Genomic DNA, 17,630 nt, shown 5'->3' with positions numbered 1-17,630 from the left:
TCACTCCTCTAATAAACTACCACCTATAATGGGCAAATGCCCTGTTGGCTTCTGCCATTTTGTGGGTTTCTTCTTTTTTCTTTATTGAAGCACCTACATTGTTGTAGGCATCTAATATTTCAGCAGCGAGTCTTTCTTTCATTGTTTTTTCTTTACGTTGTCTGGCATATGTTGTAAGCCACCTTAAAGCAAGGCTTAATCTTCTATTAGGTCTTACCTCCATTGGAACCTGATAAGTAGCACCTCCGACTCTACGAGGCCTTACTTCAAGAACTGGCTTAATATTTTCAATTGCCTGCTTGAAGACTTTTAATGGATCCTGACCTGTTTTTTCTCTTATTATTTCAAAAGCGCCATAGCATATTTTTTCACTGACTGATTTTTTACCATCTTTCATAATAACATTTATCAATTTTGATACAAGCTTACTCTGATATTTTGGATCAGGCAAAACCTCTCTTTTTGGAACATAACCTCTTCTTGGCATATTATACTCCTACTTATTTTGGCCTTTTAGTACCATATTTTGAACGACTCTGTCTTCTATTGTTAACACCTGCACAGTCCAGAGTTCCTCTCACAATGTGATATCTAACACCAGGCAAATCCTTAACTCTTCCACCTCTTACAAGAACTATTGAGTGCTCCTGTAAATTGTGTCCCTCTCCAGGTATGTAAGCTATTACCTCAACTCCGTTAGTGAGCCTTACTTTTGCTACCTTTCTTAATGCTGAATTAGGCTTTTTCGGAGTTGTAGTATAAACCCTTACACATACTCCTCTCTTCTGAGGACATGATTGCAAAGCAGGTGATTTAGTCTTCTTCTCAACTTTTTCCCTGCCTTTTTTTACTAATTGTGAAATCGTTGGCACTTTTTCACCTCATATAAAATACTTTAATAAATTAACTTTAACTTAACATTATGCAGTCAAGACTTTTTAGTTTATCAAAAAATAAAAACTCTGTCAAGAACTTCCCTCTTCACGGTAGTGTCACATTGACAGAGTTTAGTCTTGATAGACAGATATATTACTTAAAGAACAAGATTGACAGAGTAGCTAAGTCTCTATTCAGAGCATTAAAAGTAAAAGAGCCAGCCAATATAACAGCCAGAGAAGATTTCAAAATATAAACCTGCCTAAAAATCAAAAGACTGCGAGTTTTGTTGTAGAAAAATTTGCTATTTTTAAAAATAAAATTGAATATTTTCAATGAGTTATAAAATTTAATTGATAAATTCAGGAAAGAACCCTCATAGAAGGCTTAACTCCTTAGATGAATAAACTGATTACTTACCAAAGATCTCCTTTCTTCCCTGTATGATCTTCTCAACCACATCTGGATTAGCTAAGGTTGACTTATCTCCAAGATCATCATAAACTCCAGCTGCTACTTTTCTCAGAATTCTCCTCATAATTTTTCCTGAACGGGTCTTGGGAAGATCGTTCACAAATTGAATCACTTCTGGAATGACAAGAGGCCCTATTTCTTTAGTGATGTGTTGAATTAGATTTTTCTTTAGCTCCTCAGAGGGCTGGAATCCGTCCTTGAGAACGATATAGGCATAAATAACTTCTCCTTTAATCTCATGGGGCATTCCCACAACTGCAGCTTCAGCCACAGCTGAATGGGCAACAAAGACTGATTCAAGCTCACTAGTTCTGATGAGATATCCTGAGACACTGATGACATCATCAAGTCTACCCATAATCCAGAAATATCCATCCTCATCCACTCGGGCTTGATCTCCTGTGAAATAATACCCAGGAAAACGACTAAAGTATATCTCTTTGAATTTTTCAGAATCTCCCCATAATCCTCGTGCTATACCAGGCCAAGCCCCTTTTATACAGAGATGTCCACTCTCATTAATATCTGCTGAAGTTCCATCATCTCTAAAAATTACAGGTTCAATCCCAGGTAAAGGTAAGGTAACAGAGCCTGGTTTTTGAGGGATGGTATAGGGAAGAGGTGAAATTAAGTGCCCTCCGGTCTCTGTCTGCCACCATGTATCTACTACCGGAATTCTACCCTTGCCCACATTTTTGTGATACCAGATCCAGACCTCAGGATTGATGGGTTCACCCACTGTTCCAAGGATTCTCAATGTTGAAAGGTCATACTTAGCTGGCCAATCCTCTCTCTCTTTCATAAAGGCACGGATATTTGTAGGGGTCAAATATAAGATAGTCACCTTAAAACGATCCACAAGCTCCCACCATCTCCCTGGATTAGGATAGTCAGGAAGACCATCATATATAAAGACTGTTGCCCCAAGGGCTAAGGGACTATAAACAACGTAGGTGTGAAATGTAATCCAACCAACGGCACCCGGGCGCCAAATGATATCTTCAGGTCTGAGGTCAAAGACCCACTGAGTGGTATGGGCAGCATAAACAAGATATCCACCTGTTGTGTGATAGATCCCTTTAGGCTTTCCTGTGGATCCTGAGGTATAGAGAATAAAAAGGATATCCTCAGCGTCCATTTCCTCACAGGGACAGTATTTTTCAAACTCCTTGTTTTTGATAAGTTCATCAAAAAGAAGCCCCCTCTTGTCAGAAAGGGTTATCTCTTCTCCAAATCGATTGATAACTATGTATTTTTCTATGCATTCACACTGTGCAATAGCTGTTTCGGCATTATTAAGGAGATTAATTCTTCTTCCTCCGCTATAGGTTCCATCGGCAGTAATGAGAATCTTAGCTCCAGCATCAAGGATTCTTGATTTTAAAGCCTCGGCGGATAAACCTCCATAGACAACTACATGAATAGCTCCAATGCGAGCACAGGCAAGCATAGCTGCTATAACCTCAGGCATCGTGGGCATGTAAATGACAACCCTATCTCCTTTTTTAACTCCAAGAGATTTCAAGATGTTGGCAAATCTGCAGACCTCATCATGGAGCATCTGATAGGTATACACTCTTAAATCCCGATCATGCTCCCCCTGCCAGATAATAGCAGCCTTGTTTTTGACATGAGGATTTAAAAGGTGTCTGTCAAGACAATTATAGGAGGCATTAAGTTTTCCACCTTCAAAAAATCTGATCTCAGCTTTGTTAAAGTCCCAGTAGCAGGTTCTATCCCAGTATCTGAACCAGGTAATAAGCTCCTTGGCCCTCTCAGTCCAGAAACCATCAGGATCCTTGAGGGAATAATCGTAAATCTTATCATACTGATAACGACTTTTAATGTAAGCCAGATCTTTTCCCTCCTGGGGAGGGTAAAAAATTCGCTCATCTTTAAGCAAAGACTCAATTTTTGTCATAAGTCACCCTCGACAAACAATCTTTTCCATAAATTTTATGTGTATAATTTTACCCATATAAAATGGTAATTTCAACAATAATTTGAAAGTGCATGGGCAGGTGTATTCTCTCACTTTTAATTTAAAGGGATTATCGCTGCAAAAATTAGTCTTTCAGTACTTTCAACATTATTAAAACAACTAATAGTTGTTGTTCCTCGTCTTACTTCCTTGAATGTTCTCTATTATGCTTGTTGTTATAAACTTCTTTCATAATACTGAAAAATTGAAATTTCATCTGATGGCTTGGTTTTTTCTTTCATATTAAGGATAAAAAATCAGCTTTAAGAGCTTTCTTTACAGTATCTCTTGATACCCCCAGAAGCTTAGCATTTGCTCTTGTGCCAAGCTCTGGATTTTTCTTCTTAAGATTCCTTATTTTTACCCAATCTTCCATGCTTATCACCCTTTCCCTTCCCCCTGTTTTAGGGGTTATTTTAATAGAAGGGTGGGGCAATTTTCATGAGAAAAGTGGGGCAATTTTCAGTGAGAATTTTCGGAAAAAAAAGAGGTTTATGCAAGGACAGCTGCAGAGAGAGTAATCAGATATTGAGAGCCTTAGGAGTAAAAATCCCGCCAATAATCCTCAAGGAAATTGTAGTGGAGTAAACAGGACAGGTGCGCTCTAACATATTGAAAATAAAGGATTTTAAATTTTTAACTGTCAAAGTCGGGAAAAAATTCATCAATTCTTAGAAGATAAACCTTGATATTTAATGAAACTATATCAGGGGGATGATAAGAATCTATTGAAATCTGGTAAAACTCTTGATTTTATTGGCGGGGTGGACGGGACTTGAACCCGCGGCCTCTTGCGTGACAGGCAGACATTGAATTAAAAAATGGCTTGCATACTTGATTTGTCAGAGTGAATTTTTTAGATTTTTTTATAAATTACTACAATTTTACTACACTAAATTGTAGTAAAACTAATACAGTCAATACTTCAGGTTAGTTTTTTTATTTCTGGCTTTTTATATAAATCATATCAAGTTCATTCAGTTTTGTCTTTGCAGGCTAAATAAGGCTCTCTTTCAGCTCCATCCACATTGTTGTAGGCTGAGCAGTTTATTATTATCTCTGGTTTTATCTCTTTTATCAGGCTGTAGACTTTGTTAAAATCTCTTATATCAAGGTCTTCCCTGCTAAAGGCATTGACAATTATTCCATTTTTCTCAAAATACTCTATGAATTCTGTTGCAAGCTGCCCTTTGCCACCTGTTATGAGAATTTTCATCGTCCTATTTTTTTAAAAAATTGAGTATTTCCTTTTTGAATAACTCAAAATCTTTGAGATTTTTTCTTAAAATTGTAACAACAATTTCAGGTTCTATGGTTTCATAACACATATATAGCTATATCAACATCTGAGAATGGAGAAGGTTTTTCTTTAGTAAGACCGCCAAAAAGATAGGCAAATATTACTTCAGGATATCTCAGGAAAAAATCTTTAAGTCTTTCAATGCGTTCTCTAATATCATCAGGCAGTTTTTTAAATCTAATCATAACTTTATTATATCAATTTCAACTTTTTCAGGTATGAGTATCTATCCGAATGTCCTTTGGCAATAGATTCAAAAAAGATTTTGCATTTTATGCAGCAGTCAATACTCTGTCTTCAAGCCGCTGAACCCTTGTTATTAGATCATCAATTACCTCTTTTTGTGAGAGAGCTTTATTGAGGTCTCCTCTTATGTTAGCTACTTCAATGAATAAATCATCAATACGTTTGTTAGTATCATCAATTCGCTGGGTGTTTTGCATTATCTCAGTTTTAAGTTCAACCCTGAGCTCATCAATTCGTTTGTTTGTCTCATAAATTGCCCGTCTTATATCTCTGAGTTCAGATTCAATGTTTGACTGTCTTGACTCTATTGATTCCATTCTTGCATTAATTGATTGAATAGCTAGTGCAAATCCTGAAGGTTGTCCAGATACAGTTGCCTTAAAATCTCTCAACTCTTCCCTTATCTCTCCTAAAATTAAATCTCTTATCTTATCAACTACCTTTTCCCATTCCATAAACTCCTCCTGAAATCTTTTAAAAATTTTAACACAAATCGCTCAACCCTTATAAACTCTTTCCCGGTATACAAGTGTAGTTTTCCCCACACAAGGAAGTCCTATTAACCAGATACAAAATCCTTTATTGTTTTTAAATTCTACATTCATCAATTATGCTCCTTAGTTCCTCTTTCCATTCTTTAATCTCTATATTCAACTCCTTACTTATCCTCTCGTTACTCATTACTGACCACTTTGGTCTTTTTGCTGGAAGATTAAAATCTGATTGATAAGCCGGATAGATAAGCTTACTTATACCTTTTAGCCTTAAATACTCCTTTGCCCACTCGTAGCGCGAAGCATAACCTGAATTGGTAAGATGATAAAGCCCTGTTAAACCTGCATCAATCGCCTTCATTGTTACTTCAACTATGGTTTTCGTTGAAGTTGGAACGGAAAACTCGTCAACCGCAATTTTCAGGACTTCTTGGGTTTTCGCCCATTCATTAAGTTTATAAAGAAAATTTTGTTTCCCCTTCCCATAAACCCAGCTTGTGCGAAAAATTAAATAGTTTTCAAGAGTTTCCTTAATAAAAAGCTCTCCAAATAGCTTGCTTTTTCCGTATTCGTTTATCGGATTTGGCTTGTCTTCTTCTGTATAAAACCCGAGCTTTTCCCCATCAAATACATAGTCTGTAGAGTAATGAATTAGTTTTGCATTTACTTTGCCTGAGGCTAGGGCAAGATTGTAAACTCCGAATGCATTCACCTTGCAGGCTAAATAAGGCTCTCTTTCAGCTCCATCCACATTGTTGTAGGCTGAGCAGTTTATTATTATCTCTGGTTTTATCTCTTTTATCAGGCTGTAGACTTTGTTAAAATCTGTTATATCAAGGTCTTCCCTGCTAAAGGCATTGAACTCTATTCCATTTTTCTCAAAATACTCTATGAATTCTGTTGCAAGCTGACCTTTGCCACCTGTTATGAGAATTTTCATCGTCCTATTTTTTTAAAAAATTGAGTATTTCCTTTTTGAATAACTCAAAATCTTTGAGATTTTTTCTTAAAATTGTAACAACAATTTCAGGTTCTATGGTTTCATAACACATATATAGCTATATCAACATCTGAGAATGGAGAAGGTTTTTCTTTAGTAAGACCGCCAAAAAGATAGGCAAATATTACTTCAGGATATCTCAGGAAAAAATCTTTAAGTCTTTCAATGCGTTCTCTAATATCATCAGGCAGTTTTTTAAATCTAATCATAACTTTATTATATCAATTTCAACTTTTTCAGGTATGAATATTTATCCAATGGTCTACTTTTTAGTCATTCCGAGGGGCTCAATGCCCTGAGGAATCTCTAATCCCCCTACAATGCACCTTTTTAGTCACTGCGAGGGACTCAGTGTCCCGAAGCAGTCTCTGACTTCCTGCAATAATGAAAAGGCGAGATTGCTTCGCCTTCGGTTCGCAATGACGGACTGTGGAGATTGCTTCGTCGCTGACGCTCCTCGCAATGACATAGAAAAAAAGGCTCTCGCAATGAAGAAGAAGTCGGAATTTTGAAAATTCTCAATGAAAATTGACCCACTTTTCTCATGAAAATTGTCGGAATTGGTGGATCTGAAGATTGATTTCTCCTTGCTTTGTTCGGGGTCACAATTTCGAATTGTTTTAAACTAGGCTAGCGATTTTAGTTCCTCAAAAAGATGTACATATTTTATGCGAGCATCATAGAGAGTTTCTTCATCGTTTATTATGATTGGAATTCCATCTGTTGCTTCAAGAAAAATTTCAGGGTCTATATCATCACTGTCAAGATAACATATATCTACTTTATATGGTTCCAGGGTATCCATGATTTCAAATCTAACAGAATTTTTAACTTCGTCTGATAAATTTTCAGCAAAGTATATTCCAATATCTATATCTGAGTATTCATCCGAATGTCCTTTGGCAACAGAACCAAAAAGATAGGCAAACTTTATTGAATTTCCATATTTTATCAGTATGTCTCTGATTTTTGATAATATTTTCTCTTTTTCAATTAATTCCTTCATTTCAGGTTCTTGTTCATTTTTAATTTTTATAAACCTTTCCCCAGTATTCTCTCAGATAATCAATCTTTCTTTCAACCCACTCGATGTTTTCAACATACCACTTAACTGTCTTTTTTAGTCCTGTCTCAAAATCTGTTTTTGCCTTCCAGTTGAGCTCCCTCTCAATCTTTGTCACATCCATTGAGTATCTGTAGTCATGCCCCGGTCTGTCTTTTACAAACTCAATCAATGTGTGAGGTTTACCAAGCAAGTCAAGTATGCTTTTTACAACTTCAATGTTTCTCTTTTCAATTCCGCTTGCCACATTGTAAACTTCTCCGTCTCTGCCTTTCTCCATTATCTCTATCACCGCCTCTGCACAGTCTGATACATAAAGCCATTCCCTGATGTTCAATCCCTGTCCATATACTGGAATTGGCTCATCTTTCAATGCTTTGACAATTACCACAGGAATAAGCTTTTCAGGATACTGCCACTGTCCATAGTTATTGCTCGGTCTTACTGTGATTACAGGTAGTCCATAGGTTCGTGAGTATGCCCTTGCAAGCATGTCCTGTGCTGCCTTGCTTACAGAATATGGTGAGTTCGGACATAGGGGTGAGTCTTCTTTAAATTTCCCTACCTCGCCAAGTTCACCATACACTTCATCAGTTGAGATATTGATAAATCTCTGAACTTTATATTGCCTTGAAAGCTCAAGCAGATTAAGCGTGCCTTCAATATTTGTTTTTATGAATGAATGGGGGTCAAGTATGCTTCTGTCAACATGGCTCTCAGCTGCAAAGTGAACTACTATGGCAGGCTTTTCTCTTTCAAATACCTCTTTCAGTGAGTCAGCATCTGTTATGTCAACCTGATAGAAATTTATACTATCCTTTACTTCCTTAAGTCTTTCAATGTCTCCAGCATAGGTGAGACTGTCAACAACAACAGTATTATATCCTTTTGTTACAGTCTGACGCACAAATTCACTTCCTATAAATCCTGCTCCACCTGTAACGAGTATTTTCATATATTTTCTCCATATACAAAGTTTATTTCTGCATCTTTCAATAAAGGTGCCTGCTGGTCTTTTGGTGACAGAATTGGCTCACCATCTATAGGCCATTTTATGTTTATCTCAGGGTCATTCCATCTTATAGCTCTGTCATGCTCTGGTGAGTATTCTGAGCCTGAGACTTTGTATATTACCTCTGCTTCCTCTGAAAGTGTTAAAAATCCATGGGCAAATCCTTTTGGTATCCAGAGCATTAAATGGTTTTCTTCAGAAAGCTCTACAGCAATGTATTTACCAAATGTAGGACTTCCTCTTCTTATATCAACAGCTACATCAAATATTTTCCCTCTTATGCATCTTACAAGCTTTCCCTGAGCTCTGGGATTAATCTGATAATGCAGTCCTCTTAAAATTCCCTTTTTTGATTTAGAGTGATTGTCCTGAACAAAGTCTGTATCTATTCCTACTTTCTCAAAATCTGACTTTTTATAGCTTTCCATAAAAAATCCACGTTCATCGCCAAACACTTTTGGCTTTATTAAAATTACTTCTGATAAGTCTGTTCTTATAAATTCAAAAGGCATAAAATTCAATCTTTTATAATTAGTTCTTCTGGTGTTTTCCTATAAATATCTGTTTTATCAAAATCTTTGTCAAAGCTTACTAGTGTTAAATTATATTTTTTAATAAGAAAATACTGATAGGCATCATCGAAGTCTAAATTATACTGCTTTATAGTGTTAATTAATTCTTTTATATCATTAGGAACAATAGATAAAATCATAACATTGGAATTTATTAAATCTTCCAAAAATAAATTTGCTTCATTAAATTTTTTAAACTTGGTAAGTATTAGTAAAATAGAATGTAAGGAAAAATCTGAAATAGCAATTAAATTTGAATCTACAATTTTTAAAAATTTTGAAGCTTCTTCGCATTTTTCTTGGTCAAGTAAAATTTCTAGCCATATATTAGTGTCAACTAAGTATTTAATCAAAGATATGTTCTCCACTCTAAAGCTTTTTTTTGAAGTTCAATGGAAGTATATTTATCCTTATACTCAGATAATCCACCTTTCCAATTTAAACTTAATTTTCGTTCTTTTTTAGAAGATTTATATAATAAGTACTCTACAAAATCTTTAACCTCTCTTTTCATATTATCTGGTAAGCTCTCTATTAATTTTAACAATTCTTCATCTCGGACAGTTTCCATTATTTAACTCCAATTTTTGGTTTTTATTAATAGTAATATAATTTATTCTACTCTTGTGATTCTACTCTCGTACTATTTCTAACAGGTATTTGCCGTACTCTGTTTTTTTGAGTGGTTTGGCAAGTTCTAAAAGTTGTTCTTTTGTTATCCAGCCGTTTCTGTATGCTATCTCTTCTATACAGCCAATCATAAGACCTGTTTTCCTCTCTATGGTTGCTACGAATTCTCCTGCTTCAAGGAAACTGTCGTGTGTCCCTGCATCAAACCATGCAAAGCCTCTTCCAAGAAGCTTTACTTTTAGTCTTTTTCTCTTTAAATATTCCTCATTTACAGAGGTTATCTCTAATTCTCCTCTATGAGATGGCTTTACTTTCTTTGCTATGTTTACTGCCTCTTTATCATAAAAGTATATTCCTACAACTGCATAGTTTGATTTTGGGTGCTTTGGTTTTTCTTCTAAAGAAATGACATTTCCATTTTCATCAAACTCTACAACTCCAAATCTTTCTGGGTCCTTTACATAATACCCAAAAACATAGGCCCCACCTTCTTTCTCTATTTCTTCTTTTGCCTGTTTCATGATTTTAATTATATCATGCCCAAAAAAGATGTTATCACCAAGCACATAGCATACTGAATGGTCTTTTATATAATCCTCTGCAAGAATCAGTCCTTCTGCTAGTCCATTTGGCTTTTGCTGAACAACATAGTTTATATTCATTCCAAGCTTTGAGCCATCTCCAAAGTGGTTTTTAAAACTTTCCAAATCCTGAGGATTGACTACAAATATGACATCTCTGATGCCTAAAAGCATTACTATAGATAAAGGGTAGTAAATCATAGGCTTGTTATAAACAGGTAAAAAGTGTTTATTCACGACTTGCGTAACAGGATAAAGTCTTGTCCCACTACCACCTGCTAAGACTATGGCTTTCATTGTTTGTTTTACCTGAGACATTTTATTACATTCCCAGCAAATGAATAATATATGATATCACAAATTTATGGTATTATAGAAAAATCAGGCGATTTCGGAGGAATTATGCCATATCTTCTTATTGCCTTTATTTCATCATTCCTTTTATGTTTATTTCTCGTAAAACTAAAACACAAAAGCCATCTTGACAGTCTTAGCGGAGTTCAGAAGTTTCATAGCTGGCATGCTCCAAGAACAGGTGGACTTGCAATATTTCTATCTCTTATTTTTGCTGGTATCGCATTTTTTATTGCAGGTAAAGATTTTTCTGATAAATTTATTCTCGTAATTATCTCATGTGTGCCTGTGTTTTCAGGAGGATTTATTGAGGATATAACAAAAAAAGTGAGTTCAAAAATCAGGCTTTTATCTGCATTCTTATCTGGCATTTTAGCATGTTTTCTGCTTGATGCAAATCTATTAAGAGTTGATATCCCTTATTTTGATGATGTCCTCAAGTCGTCTTTCATATTTTCACTGCTTTTTACATCCTTTGCACTGGCAGGAGTTTCAAATGCAATAAACATAATAGACGGATTCAATGGTCTTGCATCAGGCGTAAGCATTATTGTTTTTTTATCATACGCATATGTATCTTTTTTAGTTGGTGATAGTTTCCTTCTCTATCTTAATCTCTGTATTTTTGCCTCTTTGATGGGATTTTTTCTGTGGAACTATCCTTTTGGCAAAATATTTCTGGGTGATGGAGGAGCTTATACACTGGGATTTCTTGCAGGCTTAAATGGCATTTTACTTGTTAAATATCATACACAGGTCTCAGCATGGTTTCCATTTTTATTGCTTATATATCCTATATGGGAAACCGTCTTTTCAATATGGAGAAAAAAATATGCTCGAGGGTTAAGCCCCTTTAAGCCAGATTCTATTCATCTACATATGCTGATATATAAGAGAATTGTAAGACCAAAATTCAGAAAAATAAAAAAAAGGCTCAGGAATTCACTGACCTCGCCTTATTTGTGGATAGTTCAGATATTGTGTACGATTCCTGCAGTTTTGTTCTGGAGAAATACAACAGTTCTTATAGGATTCTGCATTGCCTTTGCATTGTTTTATGTATGGTTGTACTTCAAAATTGTAAAATTTAAAACACCGAAAATTTTAAGATTTTGATAAATCCTGAGTTTATCAATTAAGAATAAATCATCAATTCGTTTGTTCGTCTAATCAATTGCCCGTGTTATATCTCTGAGTTCAGACTCAATGTTTGACTGTCTTGACTCTATTGATTCCATCCTTGCATTAATTGATTGAATAGCAAGTGCAAATCCTGAAAGCTGTCCAGATATAGTTGCCTTAAAATCTCTCAACTCTTCCTTTATTTCTCTTAAAATCAAATCTCTTATCTTATCAACTACTTTTTCCCATTCCATATGAAACTTTTGATCTCCTGAGTGAAGTATTATATTTTTCAAATCAAATTATGTTTTTAATTATAGTTAAATATTTCTCTATAACAACGCTTTCGGAAAAATTTTTTAAAACCGTCTCTCTTCCAAACTTACCCATTCTATTTCTTTCTTCTATGCTTAGATTAAACATTTTTTTCATGGCTTGATAAAGAGATTCAACATTTTTTGGTTGTACTAAAAAACCATTTAAACCATCAACACAAACATCCCTACATCCTGCTGCATTTGTAGTGATAATTGGCTTTTCCATAGAAAGAGCTTCAAGTAAAGTTCTTGGAACACCTTCTCTATAAGATGGTAATACAATACAATCAGCCATACAGATAAAAGGTCTTACATCATCGGTAACTTCAAGATATTCAATAACTCCTTCGTTACACCATTTTTTTATATAATTTTCTGGAACTGATGAAGGGTTTCCTTCATCAAAAGCTCCAAGAAGTAAGAGCTTTACCTGTGGATGATCTTCCTTAAGCTTCCTACCTGCCTCAATATACTCTTTAACACCTTTATCCCAAAGCAATCTTCCTATCATCAAAAAAGCAAAAGAATCATCTTTTCTATTTTCTCTACAAAAATCTGGGTTAAACTTTTCAGTATCAACTCCAGAACCGTATATAATTACCGCTTTATCATCCGAAACAACATTATATTTTACAAAAACGTCTTTATCGCTTTGATTTTGAAAAATAACTTTTTTATTAAATTTGAAAGCTGCTTTATACAAAAAGTTTGTAATCTGTTTTAAAATTCCTTCCTTTACATATACATATCCTAAGCCTGTCACAACACTTATACACGGAATTTTAAGAATACCACAAGCTATTGAACTGTAAATGTTAGGTTTTATCGTGTAATTTAAAACTAAGTCTGGTTTAAGTTGTCTATAAAGTTTTAGATATTCTGAAGTAAGTTTTACATCTTTATAAGGATTTTTTCCTTTTCTATCTAAGTTTTTTAACTCAACGTATTCAAACTCTTTACTGATATATTCTGAATATTTATCTTTAGGTGCTATAGCTATAACTTTGTATCCTTTATTTTTTAATGCCCTCATTAATCCTAATCTAAAATTCCATATAGACCAAGAGGTATTTGATGTTAGAACAGTTTTTCTCATATTGTTTTATTGCATTTTAATAATGACTTATCCAATCCTCTTCGATTAATAAACCTTTATCCATATTTTCATCAATGTTATCATAGCCATTTCTCCTTCCACAACTGAAATATAAACAATAACCAAAGTTTATTATGATTTACTCCACGGTTATTTAGATAATCGTTTAAAAGTATTTCAACTTCTTTTTCATCAAAAAGTCCTTCCTTTTTTATTTTTCCCGGGGTTAAGTATTCTTTGTAAAGTTCTTTTAAATCTGCTTTAAACCATTCATAGATTGGTACACCAAAACCTTGTTTTGGTCTATCAATCAATTCTTTTGTTACGTATTTGTATAAGATTTTCCTAAGTATGTATTTGCTTGTACTGTTTTTATATTTAAACTCTACAGGTAGCATACTTGTCCACTCTAATATTTTATGGTCTAAGAATGGTTCTCTTCCTTCAAGAGCTACAGACATTGTAGCTCTATCTACTTTCACTAAAATATCATCAGGAAGGTATGTTTTAAGGTCATACAACATCATGTATTCCATAGCATTTAAATCTATGTTATTAATAAATTCAGTATTTGATGGGATATGTACAATATTTCCCAGCAATTGCTTTAAGTCGTCTGTTAAAAATATCTTATTTGATATATCATACTGAGCTTTAAAATCTTTTGCCTCTTTTAAGACATTCCTAAGTTTTATGTACTTATCTCTAAAGTTAGTCCATTTTGGAAGGATAGGTCTAAATAAAGTATATATTTTAAAAGCAACATCAGGGTTTATTAAGTTTAAAAAATTTCCTATAAGAGATAAAAAAGGTAAAGATGTGTATCTTTTTATTTTATCTCCCACAATCCAGTATCTTGTATATCCGCAAAACTGCTCGTCACCACCATCTGCAGATAGGGATACTTTTACATGGTTTTTTGCAAGTTGAGATACAAGGTAGGTAGGAATAGAAGAAGAGTCTCCGAAAGGTTCATCGTAAATATCTGGAAGTTTAGGAATTATATCGAAAGCTTCTTTTGGGGTACAGTATAGTTCAGTATGGTCAGTTCCTAAAAATTTAGAAACTTTTTTAGCATACTCTGCTTCATTGTAATTTTCTTCATAAAACCCAATTGTAAATGTTTTTAGCTTTATGCCTTCTTTAGAAAGCAGAGCGCATACCGTAGAAGAGTCAACTCCCCCACTTAAAAACATTCCAACAGGAACATCAGAAACAAGTCTAAGTTTAAAACTTTCAGTTAAAAGTGTTTCAAGTTCTACAGTTAGATCATCTTCAGACTTTTTGATCCATCTATCCTTTTCTTCTAATCCTTTTAGAAAATAATCTTTTACATCCCAGTATTTTATTTTTTCAATATTTCTATTTTGATCTAAAACCAGAAAATGTCCTGGCTCAAGTTTAAAGGCATCTTTAAAGATACAGTAATGTCCAGGAATGTATCCGTACTGTAAGTATAAAGCAAGGGCAAGTTCGTTTATTTCCTTTTTAAATCTAGGATGTTTGTGGAAAGCTTTAAGTTCTGAAGCAAAAATAAAAAGACCATCTCTAAAATACCAGTAAAGAGGTTTTACTCCAGCTCTATCTCTACAAAGATAGATTTTTTCTTGAGTTTTATCCCATATGGCAAAGGCAAACATACCTCTAAACCTGTGTACAGAATTAACTCCCCATCGATGAAAAGCCTTTAATATTACCTCAGTGTCAGAATTTGAAAAAAATCTATACCCTTTTTTTTCAAGGTATTCTCTTATCTCTCTGAAATTGTATACTTCTCCATTATATATAATAACGAGGTTTTCAAATTCCATAGGTTGATGGCCCGATGGTGAGAGATCAATGATTGAAAGTCTTCTGTGTGTAAGAGCTAATCCATTCTTAGGTTCTAAATAAAGCCCTGCATAATCTGGACCACCATGGGAGAGAGAGTCTCTCATTGATAAAGCAACTTCTTCTAAATTATATTGCCAATTAAAATTAAAATCCCAGAACCCTACTATTCTACACATTAATGTTGTCCTTTTTTAAATAATTTGCTGTTTCCTTTTCATAGAAAGCTCTAAAATAAAAAATCCCTATAAATAACCAAAACACAAAATGTCTACTAAAGTTATGAAATAAATTCATTGTTAAAAAAAATATTATCATGGAGGCGTTTAAGTAATTATTTTTTTCTATTTCTTTCTTAAGAGATAAAAAAAATACTGTGATTATAGACAAAAGAGATACTATTCCATACTGTGATGCAAAGTCTAAAAAACTATTGTGAATTTCCATACCTTCGAATGGTGAAGATATGCCTGAGTAACTACCAGGTCCTAATCCTGTAAATGGATAATATAATATAGACTTAATACCATTAACAAGTAGAGCTACTCTTAGTCCATCTTTATCGATTTTATAAAGTATAAGTTTAAAAATTTCTAATTGACAGCAGATAATATAAAATGAAAATGAAAAAATAAGAAATGTTAGAGAAATTACTAATAGAAGCCCAAATTTAAATTTTTTAATTAAATATAGCAAACCAAAAAATAAAGAAGATATTATCAAGCTTATTACGAAGGCATCGCTTCCGCTCAAAAAACCTATATAAATAATTGGAAGTATTAAAAAAATTTTATGTACAATAGTTAAACTATTTACAAACATAAAGATAAAAATTATCATTACTGAAGAATAAAATGCCATTTGGTTAGGATTTTTTGAAAAACCCTTGAGTCTCTGTTCCACATATATACTCTCTCCACCATACAGACTTATGTCGTAGAAAAATATAAAAGCAATAAAATTTAATAAAATAAAAATTATCGATGAAATCATTACAATCTTTTCCATATTTACTTTATTTTTTACAAGTAAATTATATATGCCAAACATAATAATCCAGCCCATCATAAACGAAATTAAATATTTTGGTTCAGATTTTTGCATATGTAAAGCAAAGAAGTTTAAAAATGTTATGAAAGGTGAAATAAAAAAAATATTTAAAAATAAAATAACTTTTATTAATCCTTTTATTGAGTTAATTTTAAATGAGAATAATGTCTTTCCGTAGTTTAAAATTAAATAGATAACAATTAATAATAATAAAAACTCAGATAAACCTATAACATCATATATTCTTAAATTGGTTAAAGAAGCAGTCCCTATAGCTATTCCTAGAACTATACTTAATAGGATTTCAGTTTTCATGATAACTTTTTAAGAGGTCTATGTATTTTTGTGTTAAGTTTTGAAAATCATATTTGCTGACTTTTTCACTTTCTTCAATTATCTTCTTATTATTAATAATTTTTTCATGATACAAAAATAAAATATAATTTTTAAAATCATTAATGTTAGAATAATCGTTATAAAAAGTAAAACCAAAATTTAAATCTTTAAGTATATTTTCAATTTCTGCATTTTTTTCACCAGTAACTAAAGCCAGAATAGGTTTTTTAAACATCATATATTCAAATAGTTTTCCTGTTAAAACACCCTTCTCTTTGTTTGTATTCCAAGTAGCCAAAACTAAAACATCAGATCCTGACTGTAAAGCTAATGCTTTTTTCCGTGGTATAAAACCATAGCTTTTTACTATACTTTCAATGTTATCACTTTTAGCTGTATTTAAAAATATATTTTCATCTTTTCCAGCATAATATACGGAGATTTTATCTTCTTGAATCTTTCCTTCATCTATTAATTCTTTTAAAGCTAAAAATAACTTTGAAATATCTCGCCTGCCTTCATATAGATTTCCTGTATAACAGAAAGTTAATTTATTTTCACTATCTATCTTTACTTCCCTAAGAAATTCCGTATCAATAAAAAACAAATCTTCTAAATCGTAACCATTTGTAATAATGCTAATATCTTTTTCAAAATTTTTATTGATTAGATACTCTTTTAAACCCTCGGAGACTACAACTGCATGATCTAATAAATCGAATGTATTTTTTTCAATTTTTTTCAAAAAAAATTTCAAAATTTTATAATTTATATATTCAGGGATTACAGGATCTCTTAAATCTAATATATAAAATAATTTAGGGTTTTTCTTTTTATAGGAATTTGCTAATAGTAAAGAACCAATAGGACCAAATGAAGATATTATAGAGTCATATTGATTTATGTCTATTTTTAACTTTTTTGCATTTAAGTAAAAAAAGTAGGAATTTAAGATTTCTGCAAAAATATATTTTTCCAATCCAAATATTTTAACTACAATTTTATCAAATACTCTAAAAACAATATTTTTCCAACTTTTTGTTTGAGATTTTTCTGACGTTTCTCTCTTATATTTTCTCAATCTTTCAATAAACCTGAAACCTTCTATATAAAATATATTTTTTTTGTTTTTTATGTCATTTTTTAATATATCATCTACAACTGGAAAATTGCCGCATATAACATCAACAGTAAATCCATTTTTTTCTAAATATTTTACTATCTTTGTGGTTCTTACAGCAGCTACAGCATTTGCTGGAGCAAAGTAATATGATATAAATAATATTCTCATTATAC

The 17,630-nt window shown here is 32.9% G+C and carries 22 protein-coding genes; 2 read left to right on the top strand and 20 right to left on the bottom strand.

What is annotated here, in order from left to right; translation table 11 throughout:
* Window positions 1–16 precede the first annotated feature (16 nt).
* Both rpsG and rpsL read right to left on the bottom strand, forming a co-directional pair.
* Window positions 17–487: a 30S ribosomal protein S7 gene (gene rpsG, locus TAGGR_RS03655; protein WP_059175993.1), complete on the bottom strand. Its 471-nt coding sequence runs from the start codon at window positions 485–487 to the stop codon at window positions 17–19.
* 13 nt (window positions 488–500) lie between these two features.
* A complete protein-coding gene (gene rpsL, locus TAGGR_RS03650; protein WP_012545079.1) occupies window positions 501–872 on the bottom strand; it encodes a 30S ribosomal protein S12 in 372 nt (123 codons plus the stop codon).
* Window positions 873–922: 50 nt separating this feature from the next.
* Between rpsL and TAGGR_RS10425 the strand changes: the two genes are divergently transcribed.
* The gene (locus tag TAGGR_RS10425) at window positions 923–1,132 is read left to right on the top strand and encodes a hypothetical protein (RefSeq protein WP_153000435.1); all 210 of its coding nucleotides are present in this window, start codon (window positions 923–925) and stop codon (window positions 1,130–1,132) included.
* Between the two features lie 156 nt (window positions 1,133–1,288).
* On the opposite strand, the gene acs is transcribed toward TAGGR_RS10425, so the two are convergent.
* The 13 genes from acs to rfbA all read right to left on the bottom strand — a co-directional run bounded on the left by acs (window position 1,289) and on the right by rfbA (window position 10,526).
* Window positions 1,289–3,271, bottom strand: coding sequence for an acetate--CoA ligase (gene acs, locus TAGGR_RS03645; protein ID WP_059175992.1), 1,983 nt, complete (start codon window positions 3,269–3,271; stop codon window positions 1,289–1,291).
* A gap of 298 nt (window positions 3,272–3,569) precedes the next feature.
* Window positions 3,570–3,707, bottom strand: a complete 138-nt coding sequence (locus TAGGR_RS10610) for a hypothetical protein (protein ID WP_161936167.1) — start codon at window positions 3,705–3,707, stop codon at window positions 3,570–3,572.
* A gap of 597 nt (window positions 3,708–4,304) precedes the next feature.
* Window positions 4,305–4,547, bottom strand: coding sequence for a sugar nucleotide-binding protein (locus TAGGR_RS03640; protein WP_059175991.1), 243 nt, complete (start codon window positions 4,545–4,547; stop codon window positions 4,305–4,307).
* Between the two features lie 101 nt (window positions 4,548–4,648).
* Window positions 4,649–4,816: a nucleotidyltransferase domain-containing protein gene (locus tag TAGGR_RS10605; RefSeq protein ID WP_161936166.1), complete on the bottom strand. Its 168-nt coding sequence runs from the start codon at window positions 4,814–4,816 to the stop codon at window positions 4,649–4,651.
* A gap of 87 nt (window positions 4,817–4,903) precedes the next feature.
* On the bottom strand, window positions 4,904–5,332 hold the full coding sequence (locus tag TAGGR_RS03635) for a coiled-coil domain-containing protein (protein ID WP_059175990.1): 429 nt from the start codon (window positions 5,330–5,332) through the stop codon (window positions 4,904–4,906).
* A gap of 133 nt (window positions 5,333–5,465) precedes the next feature.
* Window positions 5,466–6,311: a dTDP-4-dehydrorhamnose reductase gene (rfbD, locus tag TAGGR_RS03630; protein WP_059175989.1), complete on the bottom strand. Its 846-nt coding sequence runs from the start codon at window positions 6,309–6,311 to the stop codon at window positions 5,466–5,468.
* A 101-nt stretch (window positions 6,312–6,412) separates the two neighbouring features.
* Entirely contained in the window at window positions 6,413–6,580 is a 168-nt protein-coding gene (locus TAGGR_RS10600) for a nucleotidyltransferase domain-containing protein (protein ID WP_161936166.1), read from the bottom strand.
* Between the two features lie 416 nt (window positions 6,581–6,996).
* Complete coding sequence (locus tag TAGGR_RS03625; RefSeq protein WP_059175988.1) at window positions 6,997–7,377, bottom strand: nucleotidyltransferase domain-containing protein; 381 nt, start codon at window positions 7,375–7,377, stop codon at window positions 6,997–6,999.
* Window positions 7,378–7,396: 19 nt separating this feature from the next.
* A complete protein-coding gene (gene rfbB, locus TAGGR_RS03620) occupies window positions 7,397–8,389 on the bottom strand; it encodes a dTDP-glucose 4,6-dehydratase (RefSeq protein ID WP_059175987.1) in 993 nt (330 codons plus the stop codon).
* Window positions 8,386–8,958, bottom strand: a complete 573-nt coding sequence (gene rfbC, locus TAGGR_RS03615) for a dTDP-4-dehydrorhamnose 3,5-epimerase (protein ID WP_059175986.1) — start codon at window positions 8,956–8,958, stop codon at window positions 8,386–8,388. Before rfbC ends, rfbB begins: the two co-directional genes overlap by 4 nt.
* Before the next feature lie 5 nt (window positions 8,959–8,963).
* Window positions 8,964–9,371, bottom strand: coding sequence for a type II toxin-antitoxin system VapC family toxin (locus tag TAGGR_RS03610; RefSeq protein ID WP_201783812.1), 408 nt, complete (start codon window positions 9,369–9,371; stop codon window positions 8,964–8,966).
* Entirely contained in the window at window positions 9,368–9,589 is a 222-nt protein-coding gene (locus tag TAGGR_RS03605) for a DUF2281 domain-containing protein (RefSeq protein WP_059175985.1), read from the bottom strand. Before TAGGR_RS03605 ends, TAGGR_RS03610 begins: the two co-directional genes overlap by 4 nt.
* Window positions 9,590–9,650: 61 nt before the next feature.
* On the bottom strand, window positions 9,651–10,526 hold the full coding sequence (rfbA, locus tag TAGGR_RS03600) for a glucose-1-phosphate thymidylyltransferase RfbA (RefSeq protein WP_059176550.1): 876 nt from the start codon (window positions 10,524–10,526) through the stop codon (window positions 9,651–9,653).
* Between the two features lie 51 nt (window positions 10,527–10,577).
* Between rfbA and TAGGR_RS03595 the strand changes: the two genes are divergently transcribed.
* Window positions 10,578–11,699, top strand: coding sequence for an MraY family glycosyltransferase (locus tag TAGGR_RS03595; protein WP_236698894.1), 1,122 nt, complete (start codon window positions 10,578–10,580; stop codon window positions 11,697–11,699).
* A gap of 50 nt (window positions 11,700–11,749) precedes the next feature.
* Here the strand turns inward: TAGGR_RS03595 and TAGGR_RS03590 are convergent, their stop codons facing one another.
* The 5 genes from TAGGR_RS03590 to TAGGR_RS03570 form a co-directional block, all read right to left on the bottom strand.
* Entirely contained in the window at window positions 11,750–11,959 is a 210-nt protein-coding gene (locus TAGGR_RS03590) for a hypothetical protein (protein ID WP_153000434.1), read from the bottom strand.
* Between the two features lie 43 nt (window positions 11,960–12,002).
* Window positions 12,003–13,055 carry a glycosyltransferase family 4 protein gene (locus tag TAGGR_RS03585; protein ID WP_236698893.1) on the bottom strand — a complete coding sequence of 351 codons (1,053 nt, stop codon included), beginning with the start codon at window positions 13,053–13,055 and terminating at the stop codon, window positions 12,003–12,005.
* A 143-nt stretch (window positions 13,056–13,198) separates the two neighbouring features.
* Complete coding sequence (asnB, locus tag TAGGR_RS03580; RefSeq protein WP_059175981.1) at window positions 13,199–15,127, bottom strand: asparagine synthase (glutamine-hydrolyzing); 1,929 nt, start codon at window positions 15,125–15,127, stop codon at window positions 13,199–13,201.
* A complete protein-coding gene (locus TAGGR_RS03575) occupies window positions 15,120–16,313 on the bottom strand; it encodes an O-antigen ligase family protein (protein WP_059175980.1) in 1,194 nt (397 codons plus the stop codon). Before TAGGR_RS03575 ends, asnB begins: the two co-directional genes overlap by 8 nt.
* Window positions 16,303–17,625: a glycosyltransferase family protein gene (locus tag TAGGR_RS03570; protein WP_059175979.1), complete on the bottom strand. Its 1,323-nt coding sequence runs from the start codon at window positions 17,623–17,625 to the stop codon at window positions 16,303–16,305. Before TAGGR_RS03570 ends, TAGGR_RS03575 begins: the two co-directional genes overlap by 11 nt.
* Window positions 17,626–17,630: the final 5 nt, after the last annotated feature.

The sequence above is a fragment of the Thermodesulfovibrio aggregans genome (assembly GCF_001514535.1).
In the GTDB taxonomy this organism is placed as follows: domain Bacteria; phylum Nitrospirota; class Thermodesulfovibrionia; order Thermodesulfovibrionales; family Thermodesulfovibrionaceae; genus Thermodesulfovibrio; species Thermodesulfovibrio aggregans.
Note: the sequence above shows the minus strand (reverse complement) of the source record. Positions and strands in the feature narration are given on the sequence as shown.

Excerpts from the sequence above, each read along its gene's own strand:
- TAGGR_RS03595 (WP_236698894.1), top strand. The coding sequence starts at position 10,578 with ATGATATCACAAATTTATGGTATTATAGAAAAATCAGGCGATTTCGGA.
- TAGGR_RS03570 (WP_059175979.1), bottom strand. The coding sequence starts at position 17,625 with ATGAGAATATTATTTATATCATATTACTTTGCTCCAGCAAATGCTGTA.
- TAGGR_RS03640 (WP_059175991.1), bottom strand. The coding sequence starts at position 4,547 with ATGAAAATTCTCATAACAGGTGGCAAAGGGCAGCTTGCAACAGAATTC.
- TAGGR_RS03585 (WP_236698893.1), bottom strand. The coding sequence starts at position 13,055 with ATGAGGGCATTAAAAAATAAAGGATACAAAGTTATAGCTATAGCACCT.
- TAGGR_RS03635 (WP_059175990.1), bottom strand. The coding sequence starts at position 5,332 with ATGGAATGGGAAAAGGTAGTTGATAAGATAAGAGATTTAATTTTAGGA.
- TAGGR_RS10600 (WP_161936166.1), bottom strand. The coding sequence starts at position 6,580 with ATGATTAGATTTAAAAAACTGCCTGATGATATTAGAGAACGCATTGAA.
- rfbA (WP_059176550.1), bottom strand. The coding sequence starts at position 10,526 with ATGAAAGCCATAGTCTTAGCAGGTGGTAGTGGGACAAGACTTTATCCT.
- rfbB (WP_059175987.1), bottom strand. The coding sequence starts at position 8,389 with ATGAAAATACTCGTTACAGGTGGAGCAGGATTTATAGGAAGTGAATTT.
- rfbD (WP_059175989.1), bottom strand. The coding sequence starts at position 6,311 with ATGAAAATTCTCATAACAGGTGGCAAAGGTCAGCTTGCAACAGAATTC.
- TAGGR_RS10610 (WP_161936167.1), bottom strand. The coding sequence starts at position 3,707 with ATGGAAGATTGGGTAAAAATAAGGAATCTTAAGAAGAAAAATCCAGAG.
- acs (WP_059175992.1), bottom strand. The coding sequence starts at position 3,271 with ATGACAAAAATTGAGTCTTTGCTTAAAGATGAGCGAATTTTTTACCCT.
- asnB (WP_059175981.1), bottom strand. The coding sequence starts at position 15,127 with ATGTGTAGAATAGTAGGGTTCTGGGATTTTAATTTTAATTGGCAATAT.
- TAGGR_RS03590 (WP_153000434.1), bottom strand. The coding sequence starts at position 11,959 with ATGGAATGGGAAAAAGTAGTTGATAAGATAAGAGATTTGATTTTAAGA.
- TAGGR_RS10425 (WP_153000435.1), top strand. The coding sequence starts at position 923 with ATGCAGTCAAGACTTTTTAGTTTATCAAAAAATAAAAACTCTGTCAAG.
- rpsG (WP_059175993.1), bottom strand. The coding sequence starts at position 487 with ATGCCAAGAAGAGGTTATGTTCCAAAAAGAGAGGTTTTGCCTGATCCA.
- TAGGR_RS03575 (WP_059175980.1), bottom strand. The coding sequence starts at position 16,313 with ATGAAAACTGAAATCCTATTAAGTATAGTTCTAGGAATAGCTATAGGG.
- TAGGR_RS10605 (WP_161936166.1), bottom strand. The coding sequence starts at position 4,816 with ATGATTAGATTTAAAAAACTGCCTGATGATATTAGAGAACGCATTGAA.
- TAGGR_RS03605 (WP_059175985.1), bottom strand. The coding sequence starts at position 9,589 with ATGGAAACTGTCCGAGATGAAGAATTGTTAAAATTAATAGAGAGCTTA.
- rfbC (WP_059175986.1), bottom strand. The coding sequence starts at position 8,958 with ATGCCTTTTGAATTTATAAGAACAGACTTATCAGAAGTAATTTTAATA.
- TAGGR_RS03625 (WP_059175988.1), bottom strand. The coding sequence starts at position 7,377 with ATGAAGGAATTAATTGAAAAAGAGAAAATATTATCAAAAATCAGAGAC.